This window comes from uncultured Subdoligranulum sp. (assembly GCF_963931595.1).
Lineage (GTDB): Bacteria > Bacillota > Clostridia > Oscillospirales > Ruminococcaceae > Gemmiger.
In genome coordinates this window covers 731,039-755,721 of the sequence record NZ_OZ007030.1, presented here as the reverse complement: position 1 = coordinate 755,721, position 24,683 = coordinate 731,039, and the positions used below count along the sequence as shown (strand labels likewise).

Here is a 24,683-nt window from a genome sequence, read left to right as displayed (position 1 = left end):
TAAACTGCTATGGAAAACCGTCAAACCCCTGTACTGTACATCATCATCCCCTGCTACAATGAGCAGGAAGTGCTGCCCATCACCGCGCCGCAGTTTCTGAAGAAGATCACCGACCTGTCGGCAGCGGGCAAGATCAGCCCCGACAGCCGGGTGCTCTTTGTCAACGACGGTTCCAAAGACCGTACCTGGGCCATCATCAACGAACTGGCCGCCTCCGATCCCCACTACGCGGGCATCTGCCAGAGCCGCAACCGCGGCCACCAGAACGCCGTGCTGGCCGGACTGATGGAGGCCAAGGACCGCTGCGATATCACCATCTCCATCGACTGCGACGGCCAGGACGACATCAACGCCATGGACGGCATGGTGGACGCCTACCGGGACGGCTGCGACGTGGTCTACGGCGTGCGCAGCAAGCGGGACACCGACACCTTCTTCAAGCGGTTCACCGCCGAGAGTTTCTACAAGCTGCTCAACGCCATGGGTGCCGAGGTGGTCTTCAACCACGCCGACTACCGCCTGATGAGTGCCCGGGTCCTGCAGGAGTTTGCCCGCTTCAAGGAAGTCAACCTGTTTTTGCGCGGCATGGTGCCGCTGGTAGGCTTCAAATCCACCTGCGTGGCCTACGAACGGCACGAGCGCCTTGCCGGCGAAAGCCACTATCCCCTGTCCAAGATGCTCTCCCTGGCCTTTGACGGCATCACCAGCCTGTCTATCAAGCCCATCCGCTTCATCACCGGGTTCGGCGTGCTGGTGGCGCTGATCAGCTTCATCGGTGTGCTGTGGGCGGTGGTGGAAGCGGCCCTGGGCATGACGGTGTCCGGCTGGGCCAGCACCACCAGTATCATCTGCTTCGTATCCGGCGTGCAGCTGATCTGCCTGGGCGTCATCGGTGAGTATATCGGCAAGATCTATATGGAGACCAAACGCCGTCCCCGCTACATCATCAGCGAGACGACCCCCAATTTTGAGCGCAGCAAGGAGGAGGACGTATGAGCCGTCAGGTATGGAAGGGTTCCACCCTGCTCAACCCCGAACCGCCGGTGCTGGTCAGCTGCGGCAGTCCCGACAAACCGAACCTGATCACGGTGGGCTGGTGCGGCACCATCTGTACCCAGCCGCCCATGCTCTCCATCAGCGTGCGGCCCGAGCGGTACAGCCATCATCTGATTCAAGAAAGCGGCGAGTTTGTGGTCAATCTCCCCACCGAATCGCTGGTGCGCGCCGTGGACTGGTGCGGCGTCAAGAGCGGCCGGGATGTGGACAAGTTTGCCGCCATGCACCTGACCGCCGCTCCCGCCGCCAAGGTGGGTACCGTGCTGCTGGCGGAAAGCCCCGTCAACCTGGAGTGCAAAGTCCGGCAGGTGATCCCCCTGGGCAGCCACGATCTGTTCCTGGCCGAATGCGTGGCCGTGGATGTGGATGAATCCCTGCTGAACGAGGAGGGCAAACTCTGCCTGAACAAGGCCCGCCTTATCGTGTATTCCCACGGCGATTACCTGGCGCTGGGCCGCCGCCTGGGCACCTTCGGCTACAGCGTGCGTAAACGCAAGCCCCGCCGGCAAAAATAAACCGGCTTTTTCGCAAAAAAGCACCCCGCAGAAAATTCTGCGGGGTGTTTTGCTGTTCAGGAGACCGGGAACAGCACCTTCTGGCTGTCCAGGTCAAACAGATTTTCCCGGTTGATGACGCGGGTGGCGGTATCCACATGGGTTGCCACTTCACTGCGCTGGCCGCTGAGCAGCTTGTAGGCGCTCTGCACCCCGAAATACCCCATCTCATAGGTATTCTGGATGACCAGGGCATCCACCACACCGCTCTGCAGTGCATCAATGGTCACCAGGTTGGAATCGAAAGCCACCATCCACAGCGCATTCTGCAAGTGCAGCTGCTCCACCGCCTGGGCGGCGCCCACACTGGTGGGTTCGTTGAAGGCCAACACCACATTGATCTCCGGATGGGCACGCAGCATTTCCAGCGTGTCCTTTTTGGCGCTGGTGGCTTCGGCCAGCGTATGGATCGTCGTCACAATCTGCGCACGGCCGCTCCCTGCAAAGGTATCCACCGCGCCGCGCTCCCGGTCCTGCCCGTTGGCACTGTTCACATCATAATTGACAATGCCCACTTTCAGGGTACCTTCCACGCCGTCCAGCGCCGCCTGCGCCGCCATCTGTCCGGCACTGTAGTTATCCGTGCCGATGTAGGTGACCACATCCTCGGTGTTGACCGCCGAATCGATCACCACGATCTTCACGCCCTTGTCGGCCGCTGCTTCAATAGCCGGGGCGTTGGCGTCAAAGTCGATGGCGGAAAACACCAGCGCCTGGGCACCGTCCTCCACCGCTCTGGCAATCATCTGGTTCTGGGTCTCGTAATCCTCCTCGGTTTCGGGACCGTCGATGGTCAGGTCCATGTTGTACTCGGTGGCCGCCGCCTGGGCCCCTACAAACACCGCCTTCCAGAAATCGGTCTGGGTGGATTTGGCCACCAGCGCCACCTTGTAGCGGTTTTCCTCCGGCACCTGGGCGCCCGAAGAAGCACATCCTGCCAGCAGGCACAGCGCGGCCAGCAGTGCAGGCAGACGTTTACTTTGCTTTGTCATACTCGCCCTCCCGGTCCTCCGGTACCCGCGGCATCCGGATCGTCACAGTGGTTCCCTCGTCGGGGACGCTTTCGATGGAGATGCCGTACTGCGGACCAAAGTAAATGCGCAGACGGTCATTCACATTCTTGATGCCAATGCCGGTACGGTCGCTGGGCCCCTTCTTCAGCAGATTTTCCACCTGCTCCCGGGACATGCCGATGCCGTCATCGATGACCCGGAACAGGATATCCTCCCCGTCGGAACGGACTTCGATCTCGATATGGCCCGGTTCCACCAGCAGGTCCAGCCCGTGGGCAATGGCGTTCTCGATGATGGGCTGCAGCGTGATCTTGTTGCACAGACAGTGCAGGCAGCTTTCATCCACCGAGAAATGGTAGGTGAACTGGTTTTTGTAGCGGAATTTCTGGATCAGCAGATAGGCTTCCGCATGCTGCAGTTCCTTCTCGATGGGGATGAGTTCATGGCCGCGGCTGATGCTGATGCGGAACAGCCGCGCCAGCGCATGGACCATCTTGACGGCGTCGGCATTTTTGCCGCGCTCGCACATCCAGGCGATGGAATCCAGTGTGTTGTACAGAAAATGCGGGTTGATCTGCGCCTGCAGCGCCTTGAGCTCTGTCTTGCGCAGATCGATTTCCTCTTCCCGCACGGTGGTCATGAGCTTCTGGATCCGCCCCACCATGTGGCCGAAGGAATCCGAAAGTTCCTGCACTTCCCGGGTGCCGGCCACCGGCGTGTAGGTGAAGCCGTCGGCGTTCTGTTCAAACTGCTCCATGGCATTTTCCAGCTTTTGCAGCGGGCGGCTGAGCAGACGGGAGATGATCCAGCCTGCCAGCAGTGCCGCGGCCAGAATCAGCAGCGAAGAGGCCACCGTGATGCGGACCATCTGCCAGAAACTCTGGTTCACCGTCTCGTCGATGTAGCTGACACCCACCACACGCCAGTTGCTGTCCGGCACATTCTGCAGACTGTAAATAATGGTGTCCTCCACATAGGTGCCGTCCGCAAGTTCGGCCAGACGGGCCACTTCCTCGCTCTTGATGCCGGCATACAGCAGCTGCTGCTGGGGATGGTACACCATATTGCCGTCTTCATCCATCAGGTAACAGTAACCGTGTTGCCCGATGCTCACACCGTTGATGCTGGCGCCCAGCCCGGAAAAACGCACGTCCACCGCCACCCAGCTGGCACTGCTGCCCGCCGGCATGGGATGGACCACCGTAACCACCCAGGGATAATACCCTTCAAAGATGGATTCCACGTGGGGAGAACTGATATAGCCTTCGTCGTACCACTGGGCCATGCTCAGATCAAAGGAAAGATTGCGGAAAATCACCGCCCGGGGGCTCTGTTCCAGGGCCCAGCAGTCCTGCATGGTCCCGTCGGCGGCATAGGTAGTGACCGCCACCACCTCGCTGCGGGCGTTCAGCCAGGCATTGAGATAGGCGTCCCGGGTTTCCGCCGGGGTGTTCATCGCCTCCATCACATCGCTGACCGTTTCTTCCAGATTGTCCACGTAGTTGCTGACGGTCCCCACCACCTGGCTGACCGCCTGGGCGCTGCTGGTACGGGCGCTCAGCACTACCGAGGCCCGGTAGCTCTGCAGGAAGGTGCCCGCGCAGAGCAGCAGCGTCACCGCTGCCACCGCCGTGATCAGGATGACGATCAGCGGGGCTGTGCGGGGTGGACGGCAGGGCCGCTTCATGAGACAGCCCCTTCCCCGGCCGCCTGGGCGGCGCGCTGCCGCCGCAGCGCCCCCGGCGAAGTGCCGCTGTATTTTTTAAAGCAGTAGCTGAAATAGTGCTGGTCGGAATAGCCGCAGCGGCGGGCGATCTCCTGCACCTGCAGATCGGTGGTGAGCAGCAGTTTCTGGGCGGCTTCCATCCGGCGGCGCACCAGAATGTTGATGAAGGTCTCCCCTGCCGTTTTCTTGATGCAGGCGCTGAGATGGTTGGGGCTCACATCCAGCATGGCACTCAGGGAAGCCAGCGAAAGGTCCTCGTCCATATAGTGCTGTTCGATGATCTCCAGGGCGCGCTCGCACAGGCCGCCCCCCTTGCGGCTGTCCGCCGTAAAGCTGACGCCGCCCTCGCTTTCCTCCGCCGCGTGCAGTGCCGCCAGCGCCTGACGGTAGGCCACATTAAGCTGCAGGAACCGGGATACAGGCCGTCCCACCCCCACAAACACCCGCTCATCCAGCGCACGCTCGGTGAGCTGGCAGATTTCATCCGCCAGGATGTGCAGATATTCATCGAAGTCCGACGGGTTGCCGATGAGAACCGCCACCACCCGGCCGCTGGACAGAAAGACAAAATGACGCAGATACTTGTTGGCCAGCTGCTCCACCAGACGGACCACCCCCGGCTTGCAGGGCGTGCCGTCCGCCATCACGGCGGCCAGGACCACCAGCAGGCCGCGGTCATCCACACCGCGCAGCAGACCGCAGGTCGCCGCATTCTCCCGCAGGGAATTTTCCAGCCCCTCGGGGGCGCCGTCATAATGTTCCAGCACCAGCGGGATCAGAAACGCAGCCTGGTCGGCCTGCTTGTCATCGCTGCGGCGCAGACTGGCATACCGCTGGTCAATCTTCTCGTGGATGGCCTTGAGTTCCGCGGCCAGACCATCCATGGTCAGCGGCTTGAGCATATAACTGATGATGTTGTACTGAATGGCCTGCTTGGCGTACTCAAAATCATCATAACCGCTCAAAAAGGCAATGTGCATGGCGGGACGGATCTCACGCACCTGCCGGGCCAGCTCAATGCCCGAGATGAACGGCATCCGGATGTCGGTGAGCAGCAGATCCGGTTCCAGCCGCTCCACCAGTTCCAGCGCATCCAGGCCGTTGCTGGCGCTGCCCACCAGGTGGAACCCCAGGGCCTCCCAGGGCGTCATGGTGCAGACCGCCTCCCGCAGTTCGCCCTCGTCGTCAGCCACGACCACCGTGTAAATGTTTTTGTCAGCCATCGGTTTTTTCTCCTTCGTTTGCTGCCTTTATTATAGAGGCTCCGCGTCGATTATGCAAGGAAAAAGGCCCTTCCGGAAACATCCGGAAAGGCCTTTTCGGCCGCCGTCACAGCCAGAACTGGACGAGGCGGCTTACCGTCTGATAGAGCGACGGATTCTGTCCGAGCAGTCCGGGTTCCGCCGCGAAATAAACGCAGAAATTATAGGCGGCTCCCGCCAGCACCGCCAGCGGCAGTGCCCGGCGATAGAGCCCCTGCAAGGCCGCGATGCCGGGCTGGGCGGCATGGTCCTGCAGGACCTGTTCCGCCAGCAGCCAGGCCAGCGCCCCCGCCAGCAGCAGCGGTCCCAGCCAGTCGCTCTGGTAGCGATACAGCACACCGGCCATCTCGCAGTCCACCACCACCAGAAGCACCATGACCAACAAAATGCCCCGCAGCATGCCCCGCAGATCCCGGTATTTCTGCAGCCGTTTCCGGGCCAGGGGCAGCACTGCCAGCCCCCACAGGAAGGGCAGGCAGACAAAGGCACCGCCGTAGAACAGTTCGGTGATGGTCAGTCCCATATAGTTGGTGTCCATCCGGGTGGCGCTGAGGTAGGGGAACACCGTGCTGAATCCCGGCACGCCGAACAGGAAGGTCACCACAGCCGGAGCCGCCCGCCCCACGCTGAAGCCTCGGCGGGTCATATCGTTGCTGGTCAGGTTGTAGGTGGCGCCAAAGTCAAAGGGTGAATCGAACCGGGCGGCATTGTACCACAGAAGCACCGCCGCCACGGCTATCACCGGCAGCAGGAAGGCCGCGGCCTCCCCCGCCCCGGCGCGGCTGACCAGCCGCTTGCCGGTGACATAGCGCTTCCAGAAGATGGGCAGCGCCAGCACGGCGAAGACTTCCATCTGGGGGCGGCACCCGGCCACCAGGGCAATGCAGAGACTGCCCAGCACCAGATGGAAGACCAGTCGGGCGCGTTTTTCCGTCGGGGTATTGGCGGCCAGCAGCCACTGCCACAGTCCCAGCAGCACAAAGGCCGCGCCGCTGAGAATCGCATACTCATAAACCGACGGGCGCAGCAGCAGATACCAGATCTGGCTGCCCGCTGCCATGCCGGTGGCGGCCAGCAGATAGGCCGCCGCGCTGGCACGGGGGAACCAGCGGCGCAGCGCCTGTTTGACACAGCCGAAGGAGGCCCAGATCATCAGCCAGGCCAGCAGGATCATGGGCAGGCTGGGCGGCAGATCCCCCACGCCGGTCAGTGCTTCAAAGGGCAGCTGGAACAGCAGACAGGGCACCAGCCCGAAATAGACATAGTAGCGGCTCCCATAGTAGGCCACATCCCACAGGGCATCGGGGGCGGCTTCCTGTCGAGCGGCGGTGTCGTAGGGATTTTCCATGGCGGCCATGGCGGCCGGCGGGTCCAGTTCCAGGTCCAGCCGCCCGTTCAACAGGCTGTGGGCCAGGGCACCGTACTGAGCCGCCGTATCGCTGACCTCCCCGTTGATATGCTTGGTGAAGGTGATGCGGCTCTCCCCGTCCCAGCTGGCGGTATTGTAAAAGGAGGTGGCCACCCCGGCGTTGAACCGGTCAGCGAAAGGCGCCAGGAAGGTCAGCACCGCCAGTACGCCCATGACCAGCACCACCGCCGGGCGATAGCGCCGGGTGTGCTCCAGGTAAGCATCCCTCCAGAGTGCGCTGGCCGGGCGCAGGGCGAACGCCGCCCCCAGCAGGGCAAACAGCGCGGCGAACCGCACCGCCGAGAAGTCCAGCGGCCGCGGCACATTGGCATAGACCGTCTGCAGCGTATACGTAAGCGGGTACTGGCGGTATTCCCCCGCATAAGCGTTGCCGGTCAGCGTCAGCGTGGACGCCTTGCCGGAGAGATCCAGGCTGCGGGTCAGGCTGCGCTCGGCTTTCACCGCCACCTGCCAGAGCCAGCTCTGGCGGGAGGCCGAACTGGCTTCATCGGTGGCCGACACCGTCAGGGTGAACAGCGGATTCTGCACCTCGGGATGGGGGCCGTCGTACTGGTAGACAAGGCCCGCCAGCTGCAGGTTGTACAGTTCCCGGTCCAGTCCCGCAAAGGTCAGGGTATTGTGCTCCTCATCCAGTGTCAGCGGAGCCTCCGGGTCGGCATCCTCGGTGAGATAGGGGCGCAGGTCCACCGGCGTATAGCTGTGGGTGGCCCAGAAGTTCAGGTTGCAGACAAACACTTCCAGCCCCAGTGCCAGCACCGCCAGCAGGCCGACGGCCGCCGCCCTGCGGAACTTTGCCAGGCGGTGCCGCACCCGGAAACCGCCTGCCACGGCGCAGGCCCACAGCACCATGCCGGTGATGCCCGCCGCCCGGAATGCGTCAAAATCCACCGTAAGGCCCGGTTTAGAGTAGATGCAGCAAGCCCAGATCCAGACCGCCGCAGCCAGCCCCGGGCCGCGCAGAAGATCGCCTCGGCCCATACGCCGCCCTTCCAGGCGGGCAGGCACCCAGGCGGACAGTGCTGCGATGAGCAGCGTGAGAAAAATCGTGAGAATGAGCATAGATCGCTCCCCTATGTGTGGTTTCGGCAGCGGACACAAGGCCGTCTGCCGTTCCGATTATACCCCATTGCGCAGGGCGTTGTACAGCTTTTCCGCTTTGGCGTGGCTGATGCCCTTCACTTCCTCCAGATCGGAGATGCTGGCCGCCTTCACTGCGGCCACTGTCTTGAAGTGGGCCAGCAGAGCCGCGCTGGTCTTCTCCCCCACGCCGGGCAGGGCTGTCAGCGTGGCCGCATAGGAGCGTTTTTTCATGGCCCGCTTGCGGTAGTCGTTGGCGTAACGGTGGGTCTCGTCCTGGATGTTGGTGACAAAGGTGAAGATGTTGCGGTTGCGGTTGATGGCGATTTCTCCGCCCACATCATCCACAATGGCGCGGGTGCGGTGATGGTCGTCCTTGACCATGCCGAAGGTGGGTACATGCTCGAAGGCAGTCCCCTTCAGCGCCTGCTTGACAGCCCCCACCTGGCCCCGGCCGCCGTCGATGAGCAGCAGATCGGGCAGGGTGGCAAACTGGTTCTGGGGGCCGTCCGGCTTTTCGCCCCGCCGGGCCGCCTCATATTCCGCCGCCCGCCGGGAAAGGGTCTCGGCCAGCGAGGCATAGTCGTCGGTGCCGGCCACCGTCTTCATCTTGAAACGGCGGTACCCCGAACGGTGGGGCTTGCCGTCCTTGAAGACCACCATGCCGCAGACGCTGGAACCGTCGCCCCAGTTGGAAATATCGTAGCTCTCGATGACCCGGGGCGGGGCCTTGAGGCCCAGCATCTGGGCGGCTTCCTCCAGCAGTTTTTCCTCCCGGGTATAGCGGCCGCTCTCCCGGCCCAGACGTTCCACCGCGTTGGTGTACGCCATGGTGACCAGCTTGGCCACGTCGCCCCGCTGGGGCACATACAGTTCCACCTTACTGCCCCGGGTCTGGTTCAGCGCCTCGTTCAGCGCTTCTCCGTCGGGGGGCAGTTTATCCACCGCGATGATCTTGGGGACGGTCTCCCCGTCCAGATAGTACTGGGGCAGGAACTCCTCCCGCACCCGCTCGATGTCGGTGGTGTCGTGGAAGACAAACTCCCGCTTGTCGGTCAGGCGGCCGTCCCGGTAGCGCAGCACCGCTGCGCACACCGCCCGCGTGGTGCCGGCCAGGGCGATGACATCCATCTCGGTGTCGGCGTCCATGACCACCTTCTGGCCCGCCGAAACCCGCTCGATGGCCTGGATCTGGTCCCGCAGCAGCGCAGCCGTCTCAAAATCCAGCCGCTCCGAGGCCGCTTCCATCTTTTCCCGCAGCTGCTTGACGATGTCCTTCTTGCCGTAGCGAATCATCCGCAGTGCGCCCTGCACCGCCTCGTTGTAGGCTTCGCAACTGATCTTGCCGCTGCACACCGCCATGCACTTGCCGATGTGGGCGTTCAGGCAGGGGCGCCCCTTGCCGAAGTCCCGGGGGAATTCCCGGTTGCACCGGGGCAGCAGAAAGCAGTCCTGGGCCATCTCCACCATTTCCCGCACCGCGAAGGAGGAGGTGAACGGGCCGATATAGTCGGCATCGTCATCGTCCTTCTGCAGCGCCGCCGAGATCCGCGGCCAGGGGCCTTTGGTCACCTTCACATAGCTGTAGCCCTTGTCGTCCTTGAGCAGGATGTTGTACTTCGGGGTGTGGGCCTTGATCTGGCTGGCTTCCAGCACCAGCGCCTCAAACTCGCTCTGACAGACAATCACATCAAAGGTGAAGGCGTGGGCGATCATCTGGGTGACCTTGGCGTCGTGGGGCACCCCCTCCCGGAAATACTGCGACACCCGGGTCTTCAGCCGCTTGGCCTTGCCGATATAGATGATGGTATCGCTTTTGTCCCGGATAATGTATACTCCCGGCAGCAGCGGCAGCATACAGGCCTTGCGGTAGAGTTCAGCTTTTGTCATGAGTCACCTTTACAAAACAGCAGAAAATAAAAAAGCGGCGGGTCGCCCCGCCGTTACAGTTGTGAGAAGAATTACTCGGCAAAGCCGGAGCTGACCAGCTTGACCAGACCGTCGACCGCAGCCTGCTCGTCGGCGCCATCGGCAATGATGCGAATGGTCGTGCCGCCCACGATGCCCAGGCTCAAGACACCGAGAAGGCTCTTGGCGTTGACACGGCGCTCTTCCTTCTCGACCCAGATGGAAGACTTGTACTCGTTCGCTTTCTGGATGAAGAAGGTAGCCGGACGGGCGTGCAGACCAACCTGATTCTCAACGGTAACTTCTTTCACGTACATAGTTATTCTCTCCTACTTTTGAAAATAATATGCCCCTGCGTTTCTACCGTGGGCGCTTGTCGTCAGGCGGTCCTTGCGCGTGATACGCCGCCTTGATTGTTTCTATTTTATCCTATTTCGTCGATTTTGTACAGTAGATTTTTTCAATTTTGGCAGGATTCTGTAATTCCTCCAAATCTCAGCTTTTGGCTTTGTGCATTATTACCAGTTTATTTTCAACATCATTGTAGATTGACGACAAAACTTTATTTTATTGTCCTTCATACCGCAGTTTCAATTCCTGGCAATACACGGCGGCCGTCGGGTCGGCGGCGGGGTCATAGACCGCCGCCACCCCCGCCGGGCGCCAGCCCATCCGCCGGTAGAGCGCCAGCGCGCGGGTGTTGGTATCCAGCACGGTCAGCGTAGGATGGGCATGCTCCGCCAGCTTTTTGCGGGCGAAATCCAGCATTTTGCTGCCGATCCCCTTGCCCCGGGAGGCCTTTGCCACAAACAGGTGGCTGATCTCCCCCGTTTTGTGGCATACCCCCACCATGCCGTCCGCTTCCTTCTTGGTGGTGTGCAGGTAAAACGCCCAGCCGTTCTGCCGTTCAGTCTGCAGTTCCTCCCGGCAGTGTTCCGGCGTCAGGGTATCCAGATAGAGCGGCGTGCACACCGCCTTGCAGACGGTATACCGCCCCTCCGCAAACAGACGGGCCGCCATCGTCCACTGCTCCTCGGTCTTCACCAGCCGCATGTTCTCCCCACGCTTCCACTTGGGCAGTTCTGTCAGCGGATGGGTATCGCACCACTGCTCATAGAGATCAGGCCGGCGCAGACGGGTGCGGGTGCGGCTCTGCTCTCCCCGCCAGGCATCGATCTTCTGGTGGTCGCCGGTGAGCAGCACGGGCGGCACGGCACGGCCTTCCCACACCTCGGGGCGGGTATACTGGGGGTATTCCAGCAAGCCGTCCCAGTAGCTCTCGTCCTGGTAGCCCTTTTCCTCCGCCAGCACGCCGGGCTGCAGACGCAGGACGCTGTCCGCCACCACCAGGCTGGCCAGCTCCCCGCCGGTGAGCACATAATCGCCGATGGAGATTTCCTCATCCCCGAAGGCGTCGATCACCCGCTGGTCGATGCCCTCGTAATGACCGCAGACCAGCGTCAGGGCATCATACTGCGCCAGCCGCTTGGCGGCCTCCTCGTTGTAGGGCTGGCCCGCCGCTGTCAGAAAAACCACGTGGGGCTTGGCCCTGCCCTGCCCGGCGCACTGGCGCTGCACGGCCCGCAGGCAGTCGGCGATGGGCTGGGCGTACAGCACCATGCCGCAGCCGCCACCGTAGGGGTAATCGTCGGTCTGCCGCTGCTTGTTGGTGGTATAATCCCGGATCTGATGGCAGTGCGCCTCAAAGAGATTCTTGGCGCGGGCACGGCCCAGAATACTGGCCGACAGAAAACTGTCGCACAGTTCGGGAAACAGCGTCACAATATCGATGCGCATGCCTTACTCCTTATCGCCGTTGACCGCTTCGTTGAACATGCCGTCGATGGGCGTGACCGTGATGGTGCGGCTTTCCAGGTCGATCTCCTGCACAAATTCCGGGACCGCCGGCAGCATGTGGGTGCCGCCCTCGGCGTCGGTGACGGTATAGATATCCTGGGCGGCAGGATGGTCCACCGCCGTCAGCGTGCCGTATTCCCGGCCGTCCCCGGCATCCACCACCCGGCAGCCCAGCAGATCGTCGATGAAATAGCGGCCCTTCGGCAGGCGGGCGTCCGCCTTGGCGAAATAGTAGGTGTGGCCGACCTGGGCGCGGGCGGCATCCATATCAGCCACCCCCTCCAGGCGCAGCAGGATCACGTTGCCCTGGGCACGCACCCCCAGCACCCGTACTTCCCCGGTGCCGTCGGCTTTGGCGAACAGCCGTTTGAACTTGGCCAGAAAGGCGGCGCCGTCACACAGGGGCAGCGCCTTCATCTCGCCGCGGACACCGTGGGTGGAGACAATCTTGCAGGCGGGAAGATAGTTCTGCATAGTTTTTTCAACCTTCCGTTTCGTGGGTGAAGGGCGGATTTTCCGCCCGCATACAAAAAAGCACTCTGCCAAAACGGCAAAGTGCTTTTGGCTTTCTCAGTCGATCTCGACGATGACTTTCTCGCCCTGGCGGACCGCTGCGGCACGCATGACAACGCGGATTGCCTTGGCAATGCGTCCCTGCTTGCCGATGACACGGCCCATATCGGCCTCGGCCACTTTGAGGTGATAGACGACGGTTCCGTCCTCCCGTGCGGGATCAACGGTCACCTGCACGGCGTCCTTGTCCTCCACAAGGCCACGGGCAACGGCTACTAACAGTTCCTGCATGCGGCGTTCCCTCCCTCAGAAAAAGTGAACAGCAGATTACAGAACGGCAGCCTTCTTCAGCAGCTCACGGACGGTGTCGGTGGGCTGGGCGCCGTTGGCCAGCCACTGCTTGGCCTTGTCGGCATCGATGTTGACCACGCTGGGCTCCTTGGTGGGATCGTAGTAGCCGATCTCCTCGATGAAGCGGCCATCACGGGCAAAACGGCTGTCGGCGACAACCACACGGTAGAAGGGAGCCTTCTTGGCGCCCATACGGCGCAGACGAATCTTGACCATTGTAAATTCCTCCAAATACTTGTTTACGGCCCTTGTGGGGCGAATTTTATATTGTACATCCCGTGGGCCGTATAGCCGTGCGGGTCATACCAAAACAATCAGCGGCCGAAGCCTTTGAAGCCGCCCATGCCGCCCAGATTGCCCAGGCTGCGCATGAATCCCTTGGGATTGCGGCGGACTTTCTTCATCATTTTCTGCATCATTTCGTACTGACGCAGCAGTTTGTTCACAGCCTCCACCGTCTGGCCGGAACCGGCCGCGATGCGGCGTTTGCGCTTGGGATTGATGATCTCGGGTTTGGCGCGCTCCGCCGGGGTCATGGAGTAGATGATGGCCTCGATGTGGGGCAGCATCTTCTCATCCAGGGCATCGGCGTCAATCTGGTTGCCGCCAGGCATCATGGAGAGCAGCGCTGCCGCACCACCCATCTTCTTCACCTGCTGGAACTGGGCCAGCAGGTCGTTCATATCGAACTTGTTCTCCATCATCCGCTTGGCGGCGGCTTCCGCTTCCTTGTCATTCTGGACGCTCTGGGCTTTCTCGATCAGAGAGAGCACGTCGCCCATGCCGAGGATGCGGCTGGCCATCCGGGAGGGATAGAAGGGTTCCAGGTCCTCCAGCTTCTCGCCGGTGCCCTGGAAATAGATCGGCTTGCCGGTGACGGCCAGCACCGAGAGTGCCGCACCGCCGCGGGTATCGCCGTCCGTCTTGGTCAGCACCACGCCGGTGATGCCGATCTTCTCGTTGAAGGTCTTGGCCACGTTGACGGCTTCCTGGCCGGCCATGGCATCCACCACCAGGAGGGTTTCGTCCACCTCCACGGCTTCCTTGATGCGCACCAGCTCATCCATCAGCGCGTCGTCAATCTGCAGACGGCCGGCGGTATCCAGAATCACGATGTCGTTGCCGTGATCCCGGGCGTGGGCCATGGCCTGCTGGGCGATGCGCTCCGGCTTTTCGGTACCCATGGTGAAGACGGGCACCCCCGCCTGTTCGCCCACGATCTGCAGCTGCTGGATGGCGGCGGGACGGTAAACGTCGCAGGCCACCAGCAGCGGGCGGCGGCCCTGGCTGCGGTAATACTTGCCCAGCTTGGCGGCGTGGGTGGTCTTGCCGTTGCCCTGCAGGCCGCACATCATCAGCACCGTCTGGCCCTTGTTCTTGATGCGCAGATACTGGGGCTCGTCGCCGCCCATGAGCTTGGTCAGCTCTTCGTTGACGATCTTGACCACCTGCTGGGCGGGGGTCAGGCTTTCCATGACCTCCTGCCCCATGGCCCGCTCCGAGACCTGGGCGCAGAAATCCTTGGCCACCTTGTAGTTGACATCGGCTTCCAGCAGCGCCATACGGACTTCCCGCATGGCGGTCTTGATGTCCGCCTCATTCAGCTTGCCCTTGCCGCGCAGCTTCTTGAATACGCCGTTCAGGCGCTCTGTCAATGATTCAAAGGCCATCGGTATCCTCCTGCGTATCCAATCGGTCCAAAATCCGGAGCATCTCGTCAGTGTCGGTGCGAATCTGCGGGACCGGGTTGAAAAGCCCCGAGTTGCAGCACCGGATCTCCATGACCAGCTGACGCAGCCGCGTCAGGTCCTGCCGCGACGCCGCATGGTGCCGGGCGTTGCCCAGTTTGGCTTCCAGCTCATCCAGGGCGGCCTCGCCATGCTTGATGGCGTCCCGCACCCCCTGCCGGGTGATGCCGAAGTTCTCGGCGATCTCGGCCAGGGAGAGATCTTCGTCATAGTATTCCGTCAGGATCAGGCGCTGCTTTTCGGTCAGAACCGGACCGTAAAAGTCCAGCAGCACCGAATAGGCCAGATTTTTCTGCGGTTTTCCCGCCATGACCTGCGCCCCTTCCTGTATCCGACATGCTGTGTAAAGTTTTTTTCTTTACATCCAGCCTATGAATTATAACAGGGACCGACGGCAAAGTCAAGAGGAATCCCCCACTTTTTTACGCAATCCGGACCAAAAGCCGCTCTTTTTTCTGCCGGCGGCTCGAAAAAAGACGGACGGTTTCCGGTTTTTCCGTGCAATGGCGGTCGAAGTGTGCTATAATAGGAAATACTCTGCCCCGTGGGAAAGGAGGTGTCTGCCGTGGGGATCCTGAAAAGCTACTACCAGGAGGTCTATCGCTCCCCTGTGGTGCGGCTGGACGGCTATTCCGGCCGTCACAACCTGAGTTCCAGCATTCTGGCCTATCTGGATTTCGGAGGTGCCACCGGCACCTCCAAGGACGGCCTGGCCGAGACCATGCTGGCCTTTGCCACCGAGCGCGGCGATCTGCAGCCCGGCATGCCGGTGGTGGAAGCCAGTTCCGGCAGTTTCGGGGCGGCGCTGGCGGTCAGCTGCGCCACCACGGGACACCCCTGCATTCTCATCGTTCCCAGCAGCCTGCCCATTGCCCGCCGCAAGCGGCTGCAGGACCTGGGAGCCAAGATCGTGGTCAGCAGCAGTGCCGGCCGCCGGGCCATGGACCGCATCGCCGCGGAGACCGCCCAGCGCTACGGCGGGTATTTCACCCACTACTTTGCCAACGACGACAACCCCGAATACCACCGCAGGGTGACCGGCCCGCAGATCCTCAAGGCGGCCGGCGACGCGGTGGACGCCATCGTCATCGGGGTGGGCAGCGGCGGCACCATCACCGGCGTGGGCGAATACATCAAGGCGTGGAACAGCATGATCCGCATCGTGGCGGTGGAGCCCACCGAATGCGCGGCCATCTCGGGCGGCTTCATCGGCCAGCACGGCATTGCGGGCATCGGCCCGGGCTTTGTGCCGGAAAACTACAACCCCTACGTGGTGGACACCGTCCTGACGGTCACCACCGCCGACGCTGAGCGGGCCGCCCAGGAAGTGCTCTTCTTTGACGGCGTTCCCGCCTGTGCCAGCGCCGGCGCCACCCTGGCCGCCGCGGTCCAGCTGATCGGCACCGGCAAGGCCAAGCGGCCGCTGTGCGTCTTTGCGGGACGAAAAATGTATGAATGAGAACAGGCCATCCGCCCCATGCGGATGGCTTTTTTTCATGGGGAGTTTCCCTTCCCGGAACGGTGGGGACATATCCGCACCTTTTTTCACATAGGATTTGACAGAAATTCCATGTGAGGAGGTAGGGGTATGAAAGGTGACCCGGAGGAGCGGGCGGTAGCCGTGGGACGATACATTGTGCGCAGCGGCGCCACCGTGCGTGCGGCCGCAGCGGTGTTCGGGGTGAGCAAAAGCACCATCTGGAAGGACCAGAGCCGGCTGCGCCACACCCACCCCGGTCTGTGGGCCGAGGTGCAGACGGTGGTGCAGCGCAACAAGGCGGAACGCCACCTGCGGGGCGGCGAGGCCACCCGCCGGAAATATTTACACAAAGAATCTTGCACCGCTGCACGGCGCACAGTATAATAAATGTAAAAAATACAAAGGAAAGGGACGCCATGAAACGAACGGACTACATCAGCTGGGATGAATACTTTATGGGCATTGCCCTGCTTTCCGCCATGCGCTCCAAGGACAACAACAGCCAGGTGGGGGCCTGCATCGTCAGCCCCGAGAACAAGATTCTCTCCCTGGGCTACAACGGCATGCCCATCGGCTGCAACGACGACGACATGCCCTGGGAGCGGGAAGGCGACGACCTGAATACCAAATACATGTACGTCTGCCATTCCGAGCTGAACGCGATCCTCAACAGCCCGCACAACGACCTGACCGGCGCGCGGATGTATGTGACGCTGTTCCCCTGCAACGAATGTGCCAAGGCCATCATCCAGAGCGGCATCAAGGAGCTGATCTACCTGTCGGACAAATACCACGACACCCATGCCAGCATCGCCAGCCGCCGCATGTTCAACATGACCGGGGTCAAATACCGGGCTTACCATCCCACCGGCCGGGAAATCCATCTGGAAGTGTAAAAAAGGGACACCACCATGAACACCATCATCATCGGCATTGCCGGCGGCACCGGCAGCGGCAAAACCACTCTGACCGAACGGCTGCGCGACCACTTCGGCGCCAACGAGGTCAGCGTCCTCAACCATGACAGCTATTACAAGCGCCATGACGAACTGCCCTACGAGGAGCGCTGCAAGCTGAACTACGACCATCCCGACAGTTTCGACACCCCGCTGATGGTGGCCCATCTGCGGGAACTGCGGGCTGGGCATCCTGTGCAGGTGCCGGTCTATGACTACACCATCCACAACCGCAGCAATGCAACCGTGCTGGTCAAGCCGGCGCCGGTCATCATTGTGGAGGGCATCCTGATCTTTGACTCCCCCGAACTCTGCGACCTGATGGACATGAAGGTCTTTGTGGATACCGACGCCGATGTGCGGATCCTGCGGCGCATTGTGCGGGACGTGAAGGAACGCGGCCGCACACTGGACAGCGTGGTGACCCAGTATCTGACCACCGTCAAACCCATGCACGAGCAATTTGTGGAGCCCAGCAAGCGCAAGGCCGATCTGATCGTGCCGGAGGGCGGCCACAATGCCGTGGCGCTGGAGCTGCTCATCAAGTGGGTGGCTGACCACCTGCGGACCAGCGAAGAATAAATGCAAGCAACCGGGCAGAAGGCTTACGTCTTCCGCCCGGTTGTTTTATTACTCTGCCAGTTCGGTGGGCACGATGACCACCGCGTACTGCCCGCGTTCCAGGTAACTCTCGGCAAAGCGCTCCCGCTCCACCGTCTCCACCTCCAGCATGGGGTCCGCCAGATAGCAGGTATCGTCGTCATACCCCGTCAGCACCAGACAGTGGGAGTTGCTGTAGGGACGGCCCCCGTCGGGCAGCAGGAAGGTGTCGTTGTACAGCGGTTCGCTGAAGGCCCGGGTGGTCCACACCATCACCGGGTATCCGCCCGCCACCCACTGGTACAGTTCTTCCACCGCCGAGCCGCTGATGTCCACCGCTGTGTAGCCGGCATCCACATCCTCCAGATAGTCATTCACCGCCGTGACCACCGCTTCGGGCAGGCAGTAAAAGGCCAGTTCGTCCTCCGGGTTGCCCATGAACTCCACCCGGGGATCGGCCTCCCAATAGGGCACGCACCGGGGCAGATATTCTTCCGCCAACGTGACCTTGTCTACCTCAAAGCCCAGGTAATTCAGCACGATGGCCGCCGAGGTGATCTCACAGCCGTTGGGCAGTTCCGGATTCTGGTCAATGTTTTCCACTTCCAGCTTCGCCTCAAAGGGCAGCCATACCGCTGTCTCCGCCGTGCCTTCCAGCACCGACAGCACCGGCCAGACATCCTCCTGCAACAGCTTTTCCGGGTCCATCGTCTCCATCTGACTGCCGGAACCCTTTGCAGCGGTCTCAGCCGTGGCCGACCCTGTAGACGGGATCATCGCCGTGGCGCCGCATCCCGACAGGACCACCAGCAGGATCCCCGCCGGGACAAGTCCCCTCCACCGCCTGTTGTTCATCCTTTTCACACTCATTCTGTTTCTGATCCGTACAAATACTTTTTATTCTAAAATAGAACAATTTTGTGAAAAGCGCAAGAAAAAACCGGCGGGTTTCCCCGCCGGTTTTTGAAACATTTGTGAAATCCGCCGTTCAGCGCTTTCTTACCAGAGGTTGACTACCTCATTGTAGAGGCCCTCGTAGCTCTTGGCAGAATTAGCCCAGCTGAAGTCGCATTCCATGGCACGGCGGACCAGGATCGGCCAGCCGTCCTTCTGCCAGTAGCCCTCCTTGGCGCGCCAGCATGCCTCATACAGTTCATGGGCATTGTAGTTGGCGAAGGTGAAGCCATTGCCGAAGCCATCTCCGGAGTCGTGGATGGAATCCTTCAGGCCGCCGGTCTCCCGGACGATGGGAATGGTGCCGTACCGGCAGGAAACCATCTGCGCCAGGCCGCAGGGCTCCGAGCGGGAAGGCATCAGGAACATGTCGGCGCCGGCGTAGATGCGCTGGGCCAGATGGGCATTGAATCCGATGTACACACCCACACGGCCCGGATTGCGGGCGCAGAGTTCATTGAAGAAGTTCTCGTACTGTGCCTCGCCGGAACCCAGCACCACCAGTTCGATGCCCTGCTGCAGCAGGCCCTCGGCGATGGCGCGGACCAGGTCCACGCCCTTGTGGCCCACCAGTCGGGTGACCATGGCCATGACGGGGCTGCCGTCCTTGTGCAGGTTCATCTCGTCCTGAAGGGCGGCCTTGCAGACAGCCTTGCCCTCCGCAACGGTATTCACGTCGTAGTTCTTGGCAATATCGGGATCGGTGGCGGGGTTGAAGACATCCACGTCGATGCCGTTGAGGATGCCGCAGGTCTTGTACTGCTTCTGGCGCAGCAGACCGTCCAGTCCGTGGCTGAACCAGGGATCCAGGATTTCCTGGGCATAGGTCGGGCTGACGGTGGTGACCTTGTCGGCCGTCTCGATGGCGCCCTTCATGAAGTTGGCGCACCCATCATACTCCACCACGTGGGCATCCCGCGCGCCGATGCCGCAGGTGTCCTCCAGAATGTCCAGACCATACTTGCCCTGATAGGCAATGTTGTGGATAGTGAACACCGTCTTGATGCGGCTGAACTTGTCCAGATGACGGTAATACAGGTTCAGATAGACGGGCGTCAAAGCCGTCTGCCAGTCGTTGCAGTTGATGATATCCGGCTCAAAGTCGGTGTAGAACAGCATCTCCAGAATGGCGCGGGAGAAGAAGGCGAACCGCTCGCCGTCATCGTAGAAGCCGTACAGGCCGCTGCGCTTGAAGTAATACTCGTTGTCGATGAAATAGAAGACAACACCGTCCCGTTCCGCCTTGAACAGGCCGCAGTACTGGCTGCGCCAGCCCACCGGCACGCTGAAGTTGGTGACATAGGTCAGGGTATCCTTGAATTTCAGATCGCCGTACAGGGGCATGACCACGCGACAGTCGATCCCGTCCTTGACCAGTGCCTTGGGCAGCGCGCCCGCCACATCCGCCAGACCGCCGGACTTGGCAAACGGAGCAGCCTCACTGGCCGCATATAAAATTTTCATAAGCACCTCCATCCAGATGGGGTTTGATTCAAAAAATAGAGGGACGGGCAGACTGTACGGTCTCCCCGTCCCTCTCATCCAGGCATGTTTCCGGGGAGAAGGAGAACAGCCTCTATGAGCTCTTATACGCTGTGGTTCTTGGCAATGAAGACCGGGAAGGTATCGGTACCGGTCAGCTTCTTGCCCTCGGTGATGTGCACGTTCTTGTCGGTGACCACATATTCCACCACACTGTCCGGCTCCACCACGGTATCCTGCATCAGCACGCAGTTTCTGACCACGGCGCCCTTCTTGACCTGGCAGCCACGGAACAGCACGCAGTTCTCCACGGTGCCTTCAATGACGCAGCCGTCGGCCAGCAGGCTGTTCTTCACCGTGCTGCCTTCCAGGTACCGCGTGGGGTTATCGTCACGAATCTTGGTGTAGATGGGGGCACCGCCGAACAGCGCTTCCATGCTGCCGGGCTCCAGCAGCCGCATATTCTCGTCGAAGTAGCTCTTCATATCCGAGATGCGCGCCACATAGCCCTTGAACTCAAAGGCATGGACGTTGAGCAGCTTGAGGTTTCGCGCCAGGATATCCCGCTCAAAGTAGACAAGGCCCCGGACCGACGCGTCATGGATCAGGTGGATCAGGCTCTCCCGCTCGATGACATACATGTTCATCGACAGGTTCTGCTCACCCAGACGGTAGTCATTGGACAGGATCTCGGCCACGCGGCCGTCATCGTCCACCCGGATGGTGTAGTTGTCGCTGCGGGCACCCTCGGGGATGGGGGCACGGTTGTAGACCATCGTCACATCGGCGCCGCTGGCCACATGCTCTTCGACCAGCTTGCCGAAGTCAAAGTTGACGGCAATGTAGGAATCCGACAGGATCACATACCGCTCCTTCTGGGCTTCCAGCCAGGAGAGGATGCTCTCGATGGCGTCCACACGGCCGGAGTACATCTTGACGCTGCGCTCGGCAAAGGGAGGCACAATGTTCAGACCGCCGCGCTTGCGGGTCAGGTCCCATTCACGGCCGGCGCCCAGGTGGTCCATCAGGGAGTGGTAGTTCTTACGGACAATGATCGATACGTTGTCGATGCCGGCGTTGGCCATGCTGGACAGCGTGAAGTCGATCAGACGATAACGGCCGCCGAACGGAATGGAGGCCATCGTGCGCTCCGCCACCAGTTCGGGAACAAGATTATCATAGGTGTTGGCGAAAACGACGCCGAGAGCGTTGATGTTGCTGTTTACCATTGTTCCTCACCATCCTTTACATCGCTGGAGACCATTGCTTTGGGGCCGACCGTCGCGCCCTTGCCGATGACCACATCGGAGCCGACGGTGGCGACATCACCGGGTTCGGCGATGTTCAGGCCTCCCTCGGGCATGGCGCCCACAGTAGCGCCCTCCTCGATCGTGACATTTTCCGCCACGATGCAGTGCTTGACGCTGGCGCCCGCCTTGATCACGGTACCGCCCATCACCACGGCAGCTTCCACCGTGGCGCCCTTTTCCACGACGACGCCGGGGAACAGGATGGAGTTGTTGACCGTACCGTCCACGCGGCAGCCTTCCGAGATCATCGAGTTCACGATGGTCGCGTCGTTGCCGATGCGCTGGCAGGGTTTGCCCGAGTTACGGGAGTAGATCTTCCAGTTTTCATCAAACAGGTTGATGCCGGAGTGGCTGGGGTCCAGCACCTCCATGTTGGCCTGCCACAGGCTGGAGATGGTGCCCACGTCCTTCCAGTAGCCGCTGAAGTGATAGGCGTACATACGGCGGCCGTCACGCAGCAGGTTGGGGATGACGTTCTTGCCGAAGTCGTTCTCGGAGTTGGGATCGGCTTCGTCCTCGGTGAGGTACTTCTTCAGGATGTCCCAGTTGAAGATGTAGATGCCCATGGAAGCCAGGTTGGACTTCGGGTTCTTCGGCTTCTCCTGGAACTCGTTGATCTTGTCGTTCTCGTCGGTAACCATCAGGCCGAAGCGGGAAGCCTCGCTCCAGGGCACTTCCATGACGGCCACCGAGAACTCGGCGTCCTTCTCCTTGTGGAAGCGCAGGAAGTCGGAGTAATCCTGTTTGCAGATCTGGTCACCGGACAGGATGATCACATACTTGGGATCATACCGGTCGATGAAGGAAATATTCTGATAGATCGCGTTGGCCGTGCCCTTGTACCAGTCGGAGCCGGAGGCCTGCTGGTAGGGCGGCAGCACATGGACGCCGCCATGCAGGCGGTCCAGGTCCCACGGCTGGCCGTTGCCGATGTACTCGTTCAGGACCAGCGGCTGATACTGGGTCAGGATGCCCACCGTATCAATGTCGGAGTTGACGCAGTTGGACAGCGGGAAGTCGATGATACGATACTTTCCGCCAAACGGAACTGCAGGCTTGGCGAGCTTTTGGGTCAGCGCATACAGGCGCGATCCCTGGCCGCCGGCCAGGATCATTGCGATCATTTCTTTTGCCATAAGATTTCTCCCCTTAAATTTCTGGCTTACGCCATTTCTTCTAGACTCTGGGTATGCGATCTATCCATCACGCAGGAGCCGCTTAGGCCTGCGGTTTGGCTTTGGTAGTGCGGGTGCGCTTGGCAGTGGTTGCCTTTTTGGCCTTGGCAGGCGCTTTGGCCGGCGCAGCCTCCTCCTTCTGGGCGCGGGGCTTGCGGGCCGCCGGGACCTGGAAGTACATGGTGGACAGCGGCGGCAGCGTCAGCGAGACATGCTGCTCAAAGCCGTGCATCTCGCCCTTCTTGCTGCGCACCGTGCCGTTGGTCACGCCGGAACCGCCGTACTTGGGATCATCCGAGTTGAGGATCTCCTTGTAGCTGCCGGGATTGGGCACGCCCATCTCGTAATTCTCCCGCAGCACCGGGTTGAAGTTGCAGACGATCATGATCATCTTGCCCTCGGCATCCCGGCGCAGGAACGCGATGACGCTCTGCTGGTTGTCATCCGGCACGATCCACTGGAACCCTTCCCAGCTGTAATCCACCTGCCACATGGCCGGCGTATCGCGGTAGAAGTGGTTCAGATCCTTCACATAGCTCTGGAGCTGGCGGTGCTTGTCGTAGCCCAGCAGCATCCAGTCCAGCTGCTTCTTCTCGTCCCACTCGATGAACTGGCCGAACTCCTGCCCCATGAAGAGCAGCTTCTTGCCGGGATGGGCCATCATGTAGCCATAGAAGGTGCGCAAGTTGGCGAACTTTTCCTCGTAATCGCCGGGCATCTTGTTGATGAGGCTGCACTTGCCGTGCACCACCTCGTCGTGGCTGATGGGCAGCACAAAATTCTCGCTGAAGGCATAGAAGAAGCTGAAGGTCACCTTGCCGTGGTTGCCGGCACGGAACAGCGGGTCGGTCTTCATGTAGCTGAGCATGTCGTTCATCCAGCCCATGTTCCACTTGAAGTTGAAGCCCAGGCCGCCGTCCGCCGCCGGTTTGGTCACCAGCGGCCAGGCCGTGGATTCCTCGGCAATCATCATCTTGTGGGGGTGGCGGGTCAGCACGGCGGTGTTCAGTTTCTGCAGGAAGGCGATGGCTTCCAGGTTCTCCTTGCCGCCCTTCACATTCTGCTCCCACTCGCCGTCGCGGCGGTTGTAGTCCAGGTACAGCATGCTGGCCACGGCATCCACCCGCAGGCCGTCCACATGGTACTTCTCGATCCAGAACATGGCGCTGGACATCAGGAAGCTGGCCACCTCGTTCATGCCGTAGTTGAAGACCATCGTGCCCCATTCCTTGTGCTCGCCGCGGCGGGGGTTGGGGTCCTCATAGCAGGGGGCGCCGTCAAACATGTACAGACCGTAGGCGTCCTTCGGGAAGTGGGCCGGGACCCAGTCCAGAATCACGCCGATGCCCGCCTGGTGCAGCTTGTCCACAAAGGCCATGAAGTCCTTGGGCGTGCCGTACCGGCTGGTGGGCGCAAAATAGCCCGTAACCTGATAGCCCCAGCTGCCGTCAAAGGGATACTCGGTGATGGGCAGCAATTCCACATGGGTGTAGCCCATCTCCTTTATGTAGGGTACCAGCTGGTCGGCCAGTTCGGAATAGTTGTAGGGCACCCCGTTCTCGGGATCCTTCATCTTCCAGCTGCCGGCCTGCAGCTCGTAAATGGACATCGGGCTGTTGATGACATCCCGCTTTTCCTCCGCCTTGTTCCAGGCGTCATCCCCCCAGGGATACCCTTCGATATCGTAGACCTTGCTGCCGTTGGAAGGCCGGGTCTCGGTATGGAAGGCATAGGGGTCCGCCTTGTAAATCAGCTCATCCGCAGCGGTGGTGATGCAGTATTTATAGACATCGTATTCCTTGATGCCCGGAATGAACAGCTCCCAGATGCCGTCGGCCACCTTCTGCATCGGATGGTCCCCCGGCGCCCAGTTGTTGAAATCGCCCACGACCGCGACTGCGTTGGCATGGGGCGCCCAGACACGGAACACTGCGCCGGCCTGGCCGTCCTGCTCGCAAAGATGCGCACCGAAATACCGGTATGCTTCCTGATTATTGCCCTGACGGAACAAATAAATGGGCAAGTCAGAACTCTTGGGTGTCTGTTTGCCTTGCTTCAACGTGATCTCCCCTTTTAGGCTGCGTTTATACGCAGTCCCATGTATTTGGCTATTACTATATTACCTGTTTCAGGAATGAATTTCAAGTTTTTTCTGTAATAAACCTCTAAAAATTTCTGCCCTGTCTTTTATGATTTGTGCAAATTCGACACACGTCTTGTTACAATGTTGTA

Annotated in this window: 23 protein-coding genes; 6 read left to right on the top strand and 17 right to left on the bottom strand. The window is 60.9% G+C overall.

The window, feature by feature from the left end; all coding sequences use genetic code 11:
- Window positions 1–9: 9 nt before the first annotated feature.
- The gene (locus ABGT73_RS03570; protein WP_346668460.1) at window positions 10–996 is read left to right on the top strand and encodes a glycosyltransferase family 2 protein; all 987 of its coding nucleotides are present in this window, start codon (window positions 10–12) and stop codon (window positions 994–996) included.
- Window positions 993–1,571, top strand: coding sequence for a flavin reductase family protein (locus tag ABGT73_RS03565; RefSeq protein ID WP_346668459.1), 579 nt, complete (start codon window positions 993–995; stop codon window positions 1,569–1,571). Before ABGT73_RS03570 ends, ABGT73_RS03565 begins: the two co-directional genes overlap by 4 nt.
- Before the next feature lie 56 nt (window positions 1,572–1,627).
- Here ABGT73_RS03565 and ABGT73_RS03560 read toward each other — a convergent pair whose 3' ends face one another.
- The 12 genes from ABGT73_RS03560 to ylxM form a co-directional block, all read right to left on the bottom strand.
- Window positions 1,628–2,602: a substrate-binding domain-containing protein gene (locus ABGT73_RS03560; protein WP_346668458.1), complete on the bottom strand. Its 975-nt coding sequence runs from the start codon at window positions 2,600–2,602 to the stop codon at window positions 1,628–1,630.
- Window positions 2,586–4,310 carry a sensor histidine kinase gene (locus ABGT73_RS03555; protein WP_346668457.1) on the bottom strand — a complete coding sequence of 575 codons (1,725 nt, stop codon included), beginning with the start codon at window positions 4,308–4,310 and terminating at the stop codon, window positions 2,586–2,588. Before ABGT73_RS03555 ends, ABGT73_RS03560 begins: the two co-directional genes overlap by 17 nt.
- Window positions 4,307–5,572 carry a helix-turn-helix domain-containing protein gene (locus ABGT73_RS03550; protein ID WP_346668456.1) on the bottom strand — a complete coding sequence of 422 codons (1,266 nt, stop codon included), beginning with the start codon at window positions 5,570–5,572 and terminating at the stop codon, window positions 4,307–4,309. Before ABGT73_RS03550 ends, ABGT73_RS03555 begins: the two co-directional genes overlap by 4 nt.
- Before the next feature lie 106 nt (window positions 5,573–5,678).
- Complete coding sequence (locus tag ABGT73_RS03545; RefSeq protein ID WP_346668455.1) at window positions 5,679–8,099, bottom strand: hypothetical protein; 2,421 nt, start codon at window positions 8,097–8,099, stop codon at window positions 5,679–5,681.
- A 57-nt stretch (window positions 8,100–8,156) separates the two neighbouring features.
- Window positions 8,157–10,007, bottom strand: coding sequence for an excinuclease ABC subunit UvrC (gene uvrC / locus ABGT73_RS03540; protein ID WP_346668454.1), 1,851 nt, complete (start codon window positions 10,005–10,007; stop codon window positions 8,157–8,159).
- A gap of 71 nt (window positions 10,008–10,078) precedes the next feature.
- Entirely contained in the window at window positions 10,079–10,342 is a 264-nt protein-coding gene (locus tag ABGT73_RS03535) for an HPr family phosphocarrier protein (RefSeq protein ID WP_007046747.1), read from the bottom strand.
- Window positions 10,343–10,592: 250 nt separating this feature from the next.
- Complete coding sequence (gene trmD / locus ABGT73_RS03530; protein WP_346668453.1) at window positions 10,593–11,822, bottom strand: tRNA (guanosine(37)-N1)-methyltransferase TrmD; 1,230 nt, start codon at window positions 11,820–11,822, stop codon at window positions 10,593–10,595.
- Window positions 11,823–11,825: 3 nt separating this feature from the next.
- On the bottom strand, window positions 11,826–12,356 hold the full coding sequence (rimM, locus tag ABGT73_RS03525; RefSeq protein ID WP_346668452.1) for a ribosome maturation factor RimM: 531 nt from the start codon (window positions 12,354–12,356) through the stop codon (window positions 11,826–11,828).
- 96 nt (window positions 12,357–12,452) lie between these two features.
- Window positions 12,453–12,686, bottom strand: a complete 234-nt coding sequence (locus ABGT73_RS03520; RefSeq protein ID WP_346668451.1) for a KH domain-containing protein — start codon at window positions 12,684–12,686, stop codon at window positions 12,453–12,455.
- Window positions 12,687–12,722: 36 nt separating this feature from the next.
- Window positions 12,723–12,962 (bottom strand): 30S ribosomal protein S16, encoded by a 240-nt coding sequence (gene rpsP / locus ABGT73_RS03515; RefSeq protein ID WP_204651199.1) that lies wholly within the window; start codon window positions 12,960–12,962, stop codon window positions 12,723–12,725.
- Window positions 12,963–13,060: 98 nt separating this feature from the next.
- The gene (ffh, locus tag ABGT73_RS03510) at window positions 13,061–14,416 is read right to left on the bottom strand and encodes a signal recognition particle protein (RefSeq protein ID WP_346668450.1); all 1,356 of its coding nucleotides are present in this window, start codon (window positions 14,414–14,416) and stop codon (window positions 13,061–13,063) included.
- Window positions 14,406–14,804 (bottom strand): YlxM family DNA-binding protein, encoded by a 399-nt coding sequence (gene ylxM / locus ABGT73_RS03505; protein ID WP_346668449.1) that lies wholly within the window; start codon window positions 14,802–14,804, stop codon window positions 14,406–14,408. Before ylxM ends, ffh begins: the two co-directional genes overlap by 11 nt.
- A 255-nt stretch (window positions 14,805–15,059) precedes the next feature.
- Between ylxM and ABGT73_RS03500 the strand changes: the two genes are divergently transcribed.
- The 4 genes from ABGT73_RS03500 (at window position 15,060) to udk (ending at window position 17,512) form a co-directional block, all read left to right on the top strand.
- A complete protein-coding gene (locus tag ABGT73_RS03500) occupies window positions 15,060–15,953 on the top strand; it encodes a pyridoxal-phosphate dependent enzyme (protein ID WP_346668448.1) in 894 nt (297 codons plus the stop codon).
- Between the two features lie 129 nt (window positions 15,954–16,082).
- The gene (locus ABGT73_RS03495; protein ID WP_346668447.1) at window positions 16,083–16,358 is read left to right on the top strand and encodes a sporulation transcriptional regulator SpoIIID; all 276 of its coding nucleotides are present in this window, start codon (window positions 16,083–16,085) and stop codon (window positions 16,356–16,358) included.
- Between the two features lie 32 nt (window positions 16,359–16,390).
- Window positions 16,391–16,870 carry a dCMP deaminase family protein gene (locus tag ABGT73_RS03490; RefSeq protein WP_346668446.1) on the top strand — a complete coding sequence of 160 codons (480 nt, stop codon included), beginning with the start codon at window positions 16,391–16,393 and terminating at the stop codon, window positions 16,868–16,870.
- A 15-nt stretch (window positions 16,871–16,885) separates the two neighbouring features.
- Window positions 16,886–17,512: a uridine kinase gene (udk, locus tag ABGT73_RS03485; RefSeq protein ID WP_346668445.1), complete on the top strand. Its 627-nt coding sequence runs from the start codon at window positions 16,886–16,888 to the stop codon at window positions 17,510–17,512.
- A gap of 48 nt (window positions 17,513–17,560) precedes the next feature.
- Here udk and ABGT73_RS03480 read toward each other — a convergent pair whose 3' ends face one another.
- The 5 genes from ABGT73_RS03480 to glgB all read right to left on the bottom strand — a co-directional run bounded on the left by ABGT73_RS03480 (window position 17,561) and on the right by glgB (window position 24,510).
- The gene (locus tag ABGT73_RS03480; RefSeq protein ID WP_346668444.1) at window positions 17,561–18,385 is read right to left on the bottom strand and encodes a C39 family peptidase; all 825 of its coding nucleotides are present in this window, start codon (window positions 18,383–18,385) and stop codon (window positions 17,561–17,563) included.
- Between the two features lie 144 nt (window positions 18,386–18,529).
- Window positions 18,530–19,948: a glycogen synthase GlgA gene (glgA, locus tag ABGT73_RS03475; protein ID WP_346668443.1), complete on the bottom strand. Its 1,419-nt coding sequence runs from the start codon at window positions 19,946–19,948 to the stop codon at window positions 18,530–18,532.
- Window positions 19,949–20,070: 122 nt separating this feature from the next.
- The gene (gene glgD / locus ABGT73_RS03470) at window positions 20,071–21,195 is read right to left on the bottom strand and encodes a glucose-1-phosphate adenylyltransferase subunit GlgD (RefSeq protein ID WP_346668442.1); all 1,125 of its coding nucleotides are present in this window, start codon (window positions 21,193–21,195) and stop codon (window positions 20,071–20,073) included.
- The gene (locus ABGT73_RS03465; RefSeq protein WP_346668441.1) at window positions 21,189–22,412 is read right to left on the bottom strand and encodes a glucose-1-phosphate adenylyltransferase; all 1,224 of its coding nucleotides are present in this window, start codon (window positions 22,410–22,412) and stop codon (window positions 21,189–21,191) included. The genes glgD and ABGT73_RS03465 overlap by 7 nt, the downstream gene beginning before the upstream one ends.
- Window positions 22,413–22,494: 82 nt before the next feature.
- Window positions 22,495–24,510: a 1,4-alpha-glucan branching protein GlgB gene (glgB, locus tag ABGT73_RS03460; RefSeq protein ID WP_346668440.1), complete on the bottom strand. Its 2,016-nt coding sequence runs from the start codon at window positions 24,508–24,510 to the stop codon at window positions 22,495–22,497.
- Between the last annotated feature and the right edge of the window lie 173 nt (window positions 24,511–24,683).

Bases quoted from the DNA above. Each gene is read 5' to 3' on its own strand.
- uvrC (WP_346668454.1), bottom strand. From the start codon at position 10,007: ATGACAAAAGCTGAACTCTACCGCAAGGCCTGTATGCTGCCGCTGCTG.
- trmD (WP_346668453.1), bottom strand. From the start codon at position 11,822: ATGCGCATCGATATTGTGACGCTGTTTCCCGAACTGTGCGACAGTTTT.
- ABGT73_RS03465 (WP_346668441.1), bottom strand. From the start codon at position 22,412: ATGGCAAAAGAAATGATCGCAATGATCCTGGCCGGCGGCCAGGGATCG.
- udk (WP_346668445.1), top strand. From the start codon at position 16,886: ATGAACACCATCATCATCGGCATTGCCGGCGGCACCGGCAGCGGCAAA.
- glgD (WP_346668442.1), bottom strand. From the start codon at position 21,195: ATGGTAAACAGCAACATCAACGCTCTCGGCGTCGTTTTCGCCAACACC.
- ABGT73_RS03560 (WP_346668458.1), bottom strand. From the start codon at position 2,602: ATGACAAAGCAAAGTAAACGTCTGCCTGCACTGCTGGCCGCGCTGTGC.
- ABGT73_RS03520 (WP_346668451.1), bottom strand. From the start codon at position 12,686: ATGCAGGAACTGTTAGTAGCCGTTGCCCGTGGCCTTGTGGAGGACAAG.
- ABGT73_RS03535 (WP_007046747.1), bottom strand. From the start codon at position 10,342: ATGTACGTGAAAGAAGTTACCGTTGAGAATCAGGTTGGTCTGCACGCC.
- ffh (WP_346668450.1), bottom strand. From the start codon at position 14,416: ATGGCCTTTGAATCATTGACAGAGCGCCTGAACGGCGTATTCAAGAAG.
- ABGT73_RS03550 (WP_346668456.1), bottom strand. From the start codon at position 5,572: ATGGCTGACAAAAACATTTACACGGTGGTCGTGGCTGACGACGAGGGC.
- rimM (WP_346668452.1), bottom strand. From the start codon at position 12,356: ATGCAGAACTATCTTCCCGCCTGCAAGATTGTCTCCACCCACGGTGTC.
- ABGT73_RS03545 (WP_346668455.1), bottom strand. From the start codon at position 8,099: ATGCTCATTCTCACGATTTTTCTCACGCTGCTCATCGCAGCACTGTCC.
- ABGT73_RS03570 (WP_346668460.1), top strand. From the start codon at position 10: ATGGAAAACCGTCAAACCCCTGTACTGTACATCATCATCCCCTGCTAC.
- ABGT73_RS03565 (WP_346668459.1), top strand. From the start codon at position 993: ATGAGCCGTCAGGTATGGAAGGGTTCCACCCTGCTCAACCCCGAACCG.
- ABGT73_RS03490 (WP_346668446.1), top strand. From the start codon at position 16,391: ATGAAACGAACGGACTACATCAGCTGGGATGAATACTTTATGGGCATT.
- glgA (WP_346668443.1), bottom strand. From the start codon at position 19,948: ATGAAAATTTTATATGCGGCCAGTGAGGCTGCTCCGTTTGCCAAGTCC.
- ylxM (WP_346668449.1), bottom strand. From the start codon at position 14,804: ATGGCGGGAAAACCGCAGAAAAATCTGGCCTATTCGGTGCTGCTGGAC.
- ABGT73_RS03495 (WP_346668447.1), top strand. From the start codon at position 16,083: ATGAAAGGTGACCCGGAGGAGCGGGCGGTAGCCGTGGGACGATACATT.
- ABGT73_RS03480 (WP_346668444.1), bottom strand. From the start codon at position 18,385: ATGAACAACAGGCGGTGGAGGGGACTTGTCCCGGCGGGGATCCTGCTG.
- ABGT73_RS03555 (WP_346668457.1), bottom strand. From the start codon at position 4,310: ATGAAGCGGCCCTGCCGTCCACCCCGCACAGCCCCGCTGATCGTCATC.
- rpsP (WP_204651199.1), bottom strand. From the start codon at position 12,962: ATGGTCAAGATTCGTCTGCGCCGTATGGGCGCCAAGAAGGCTCCCTTC.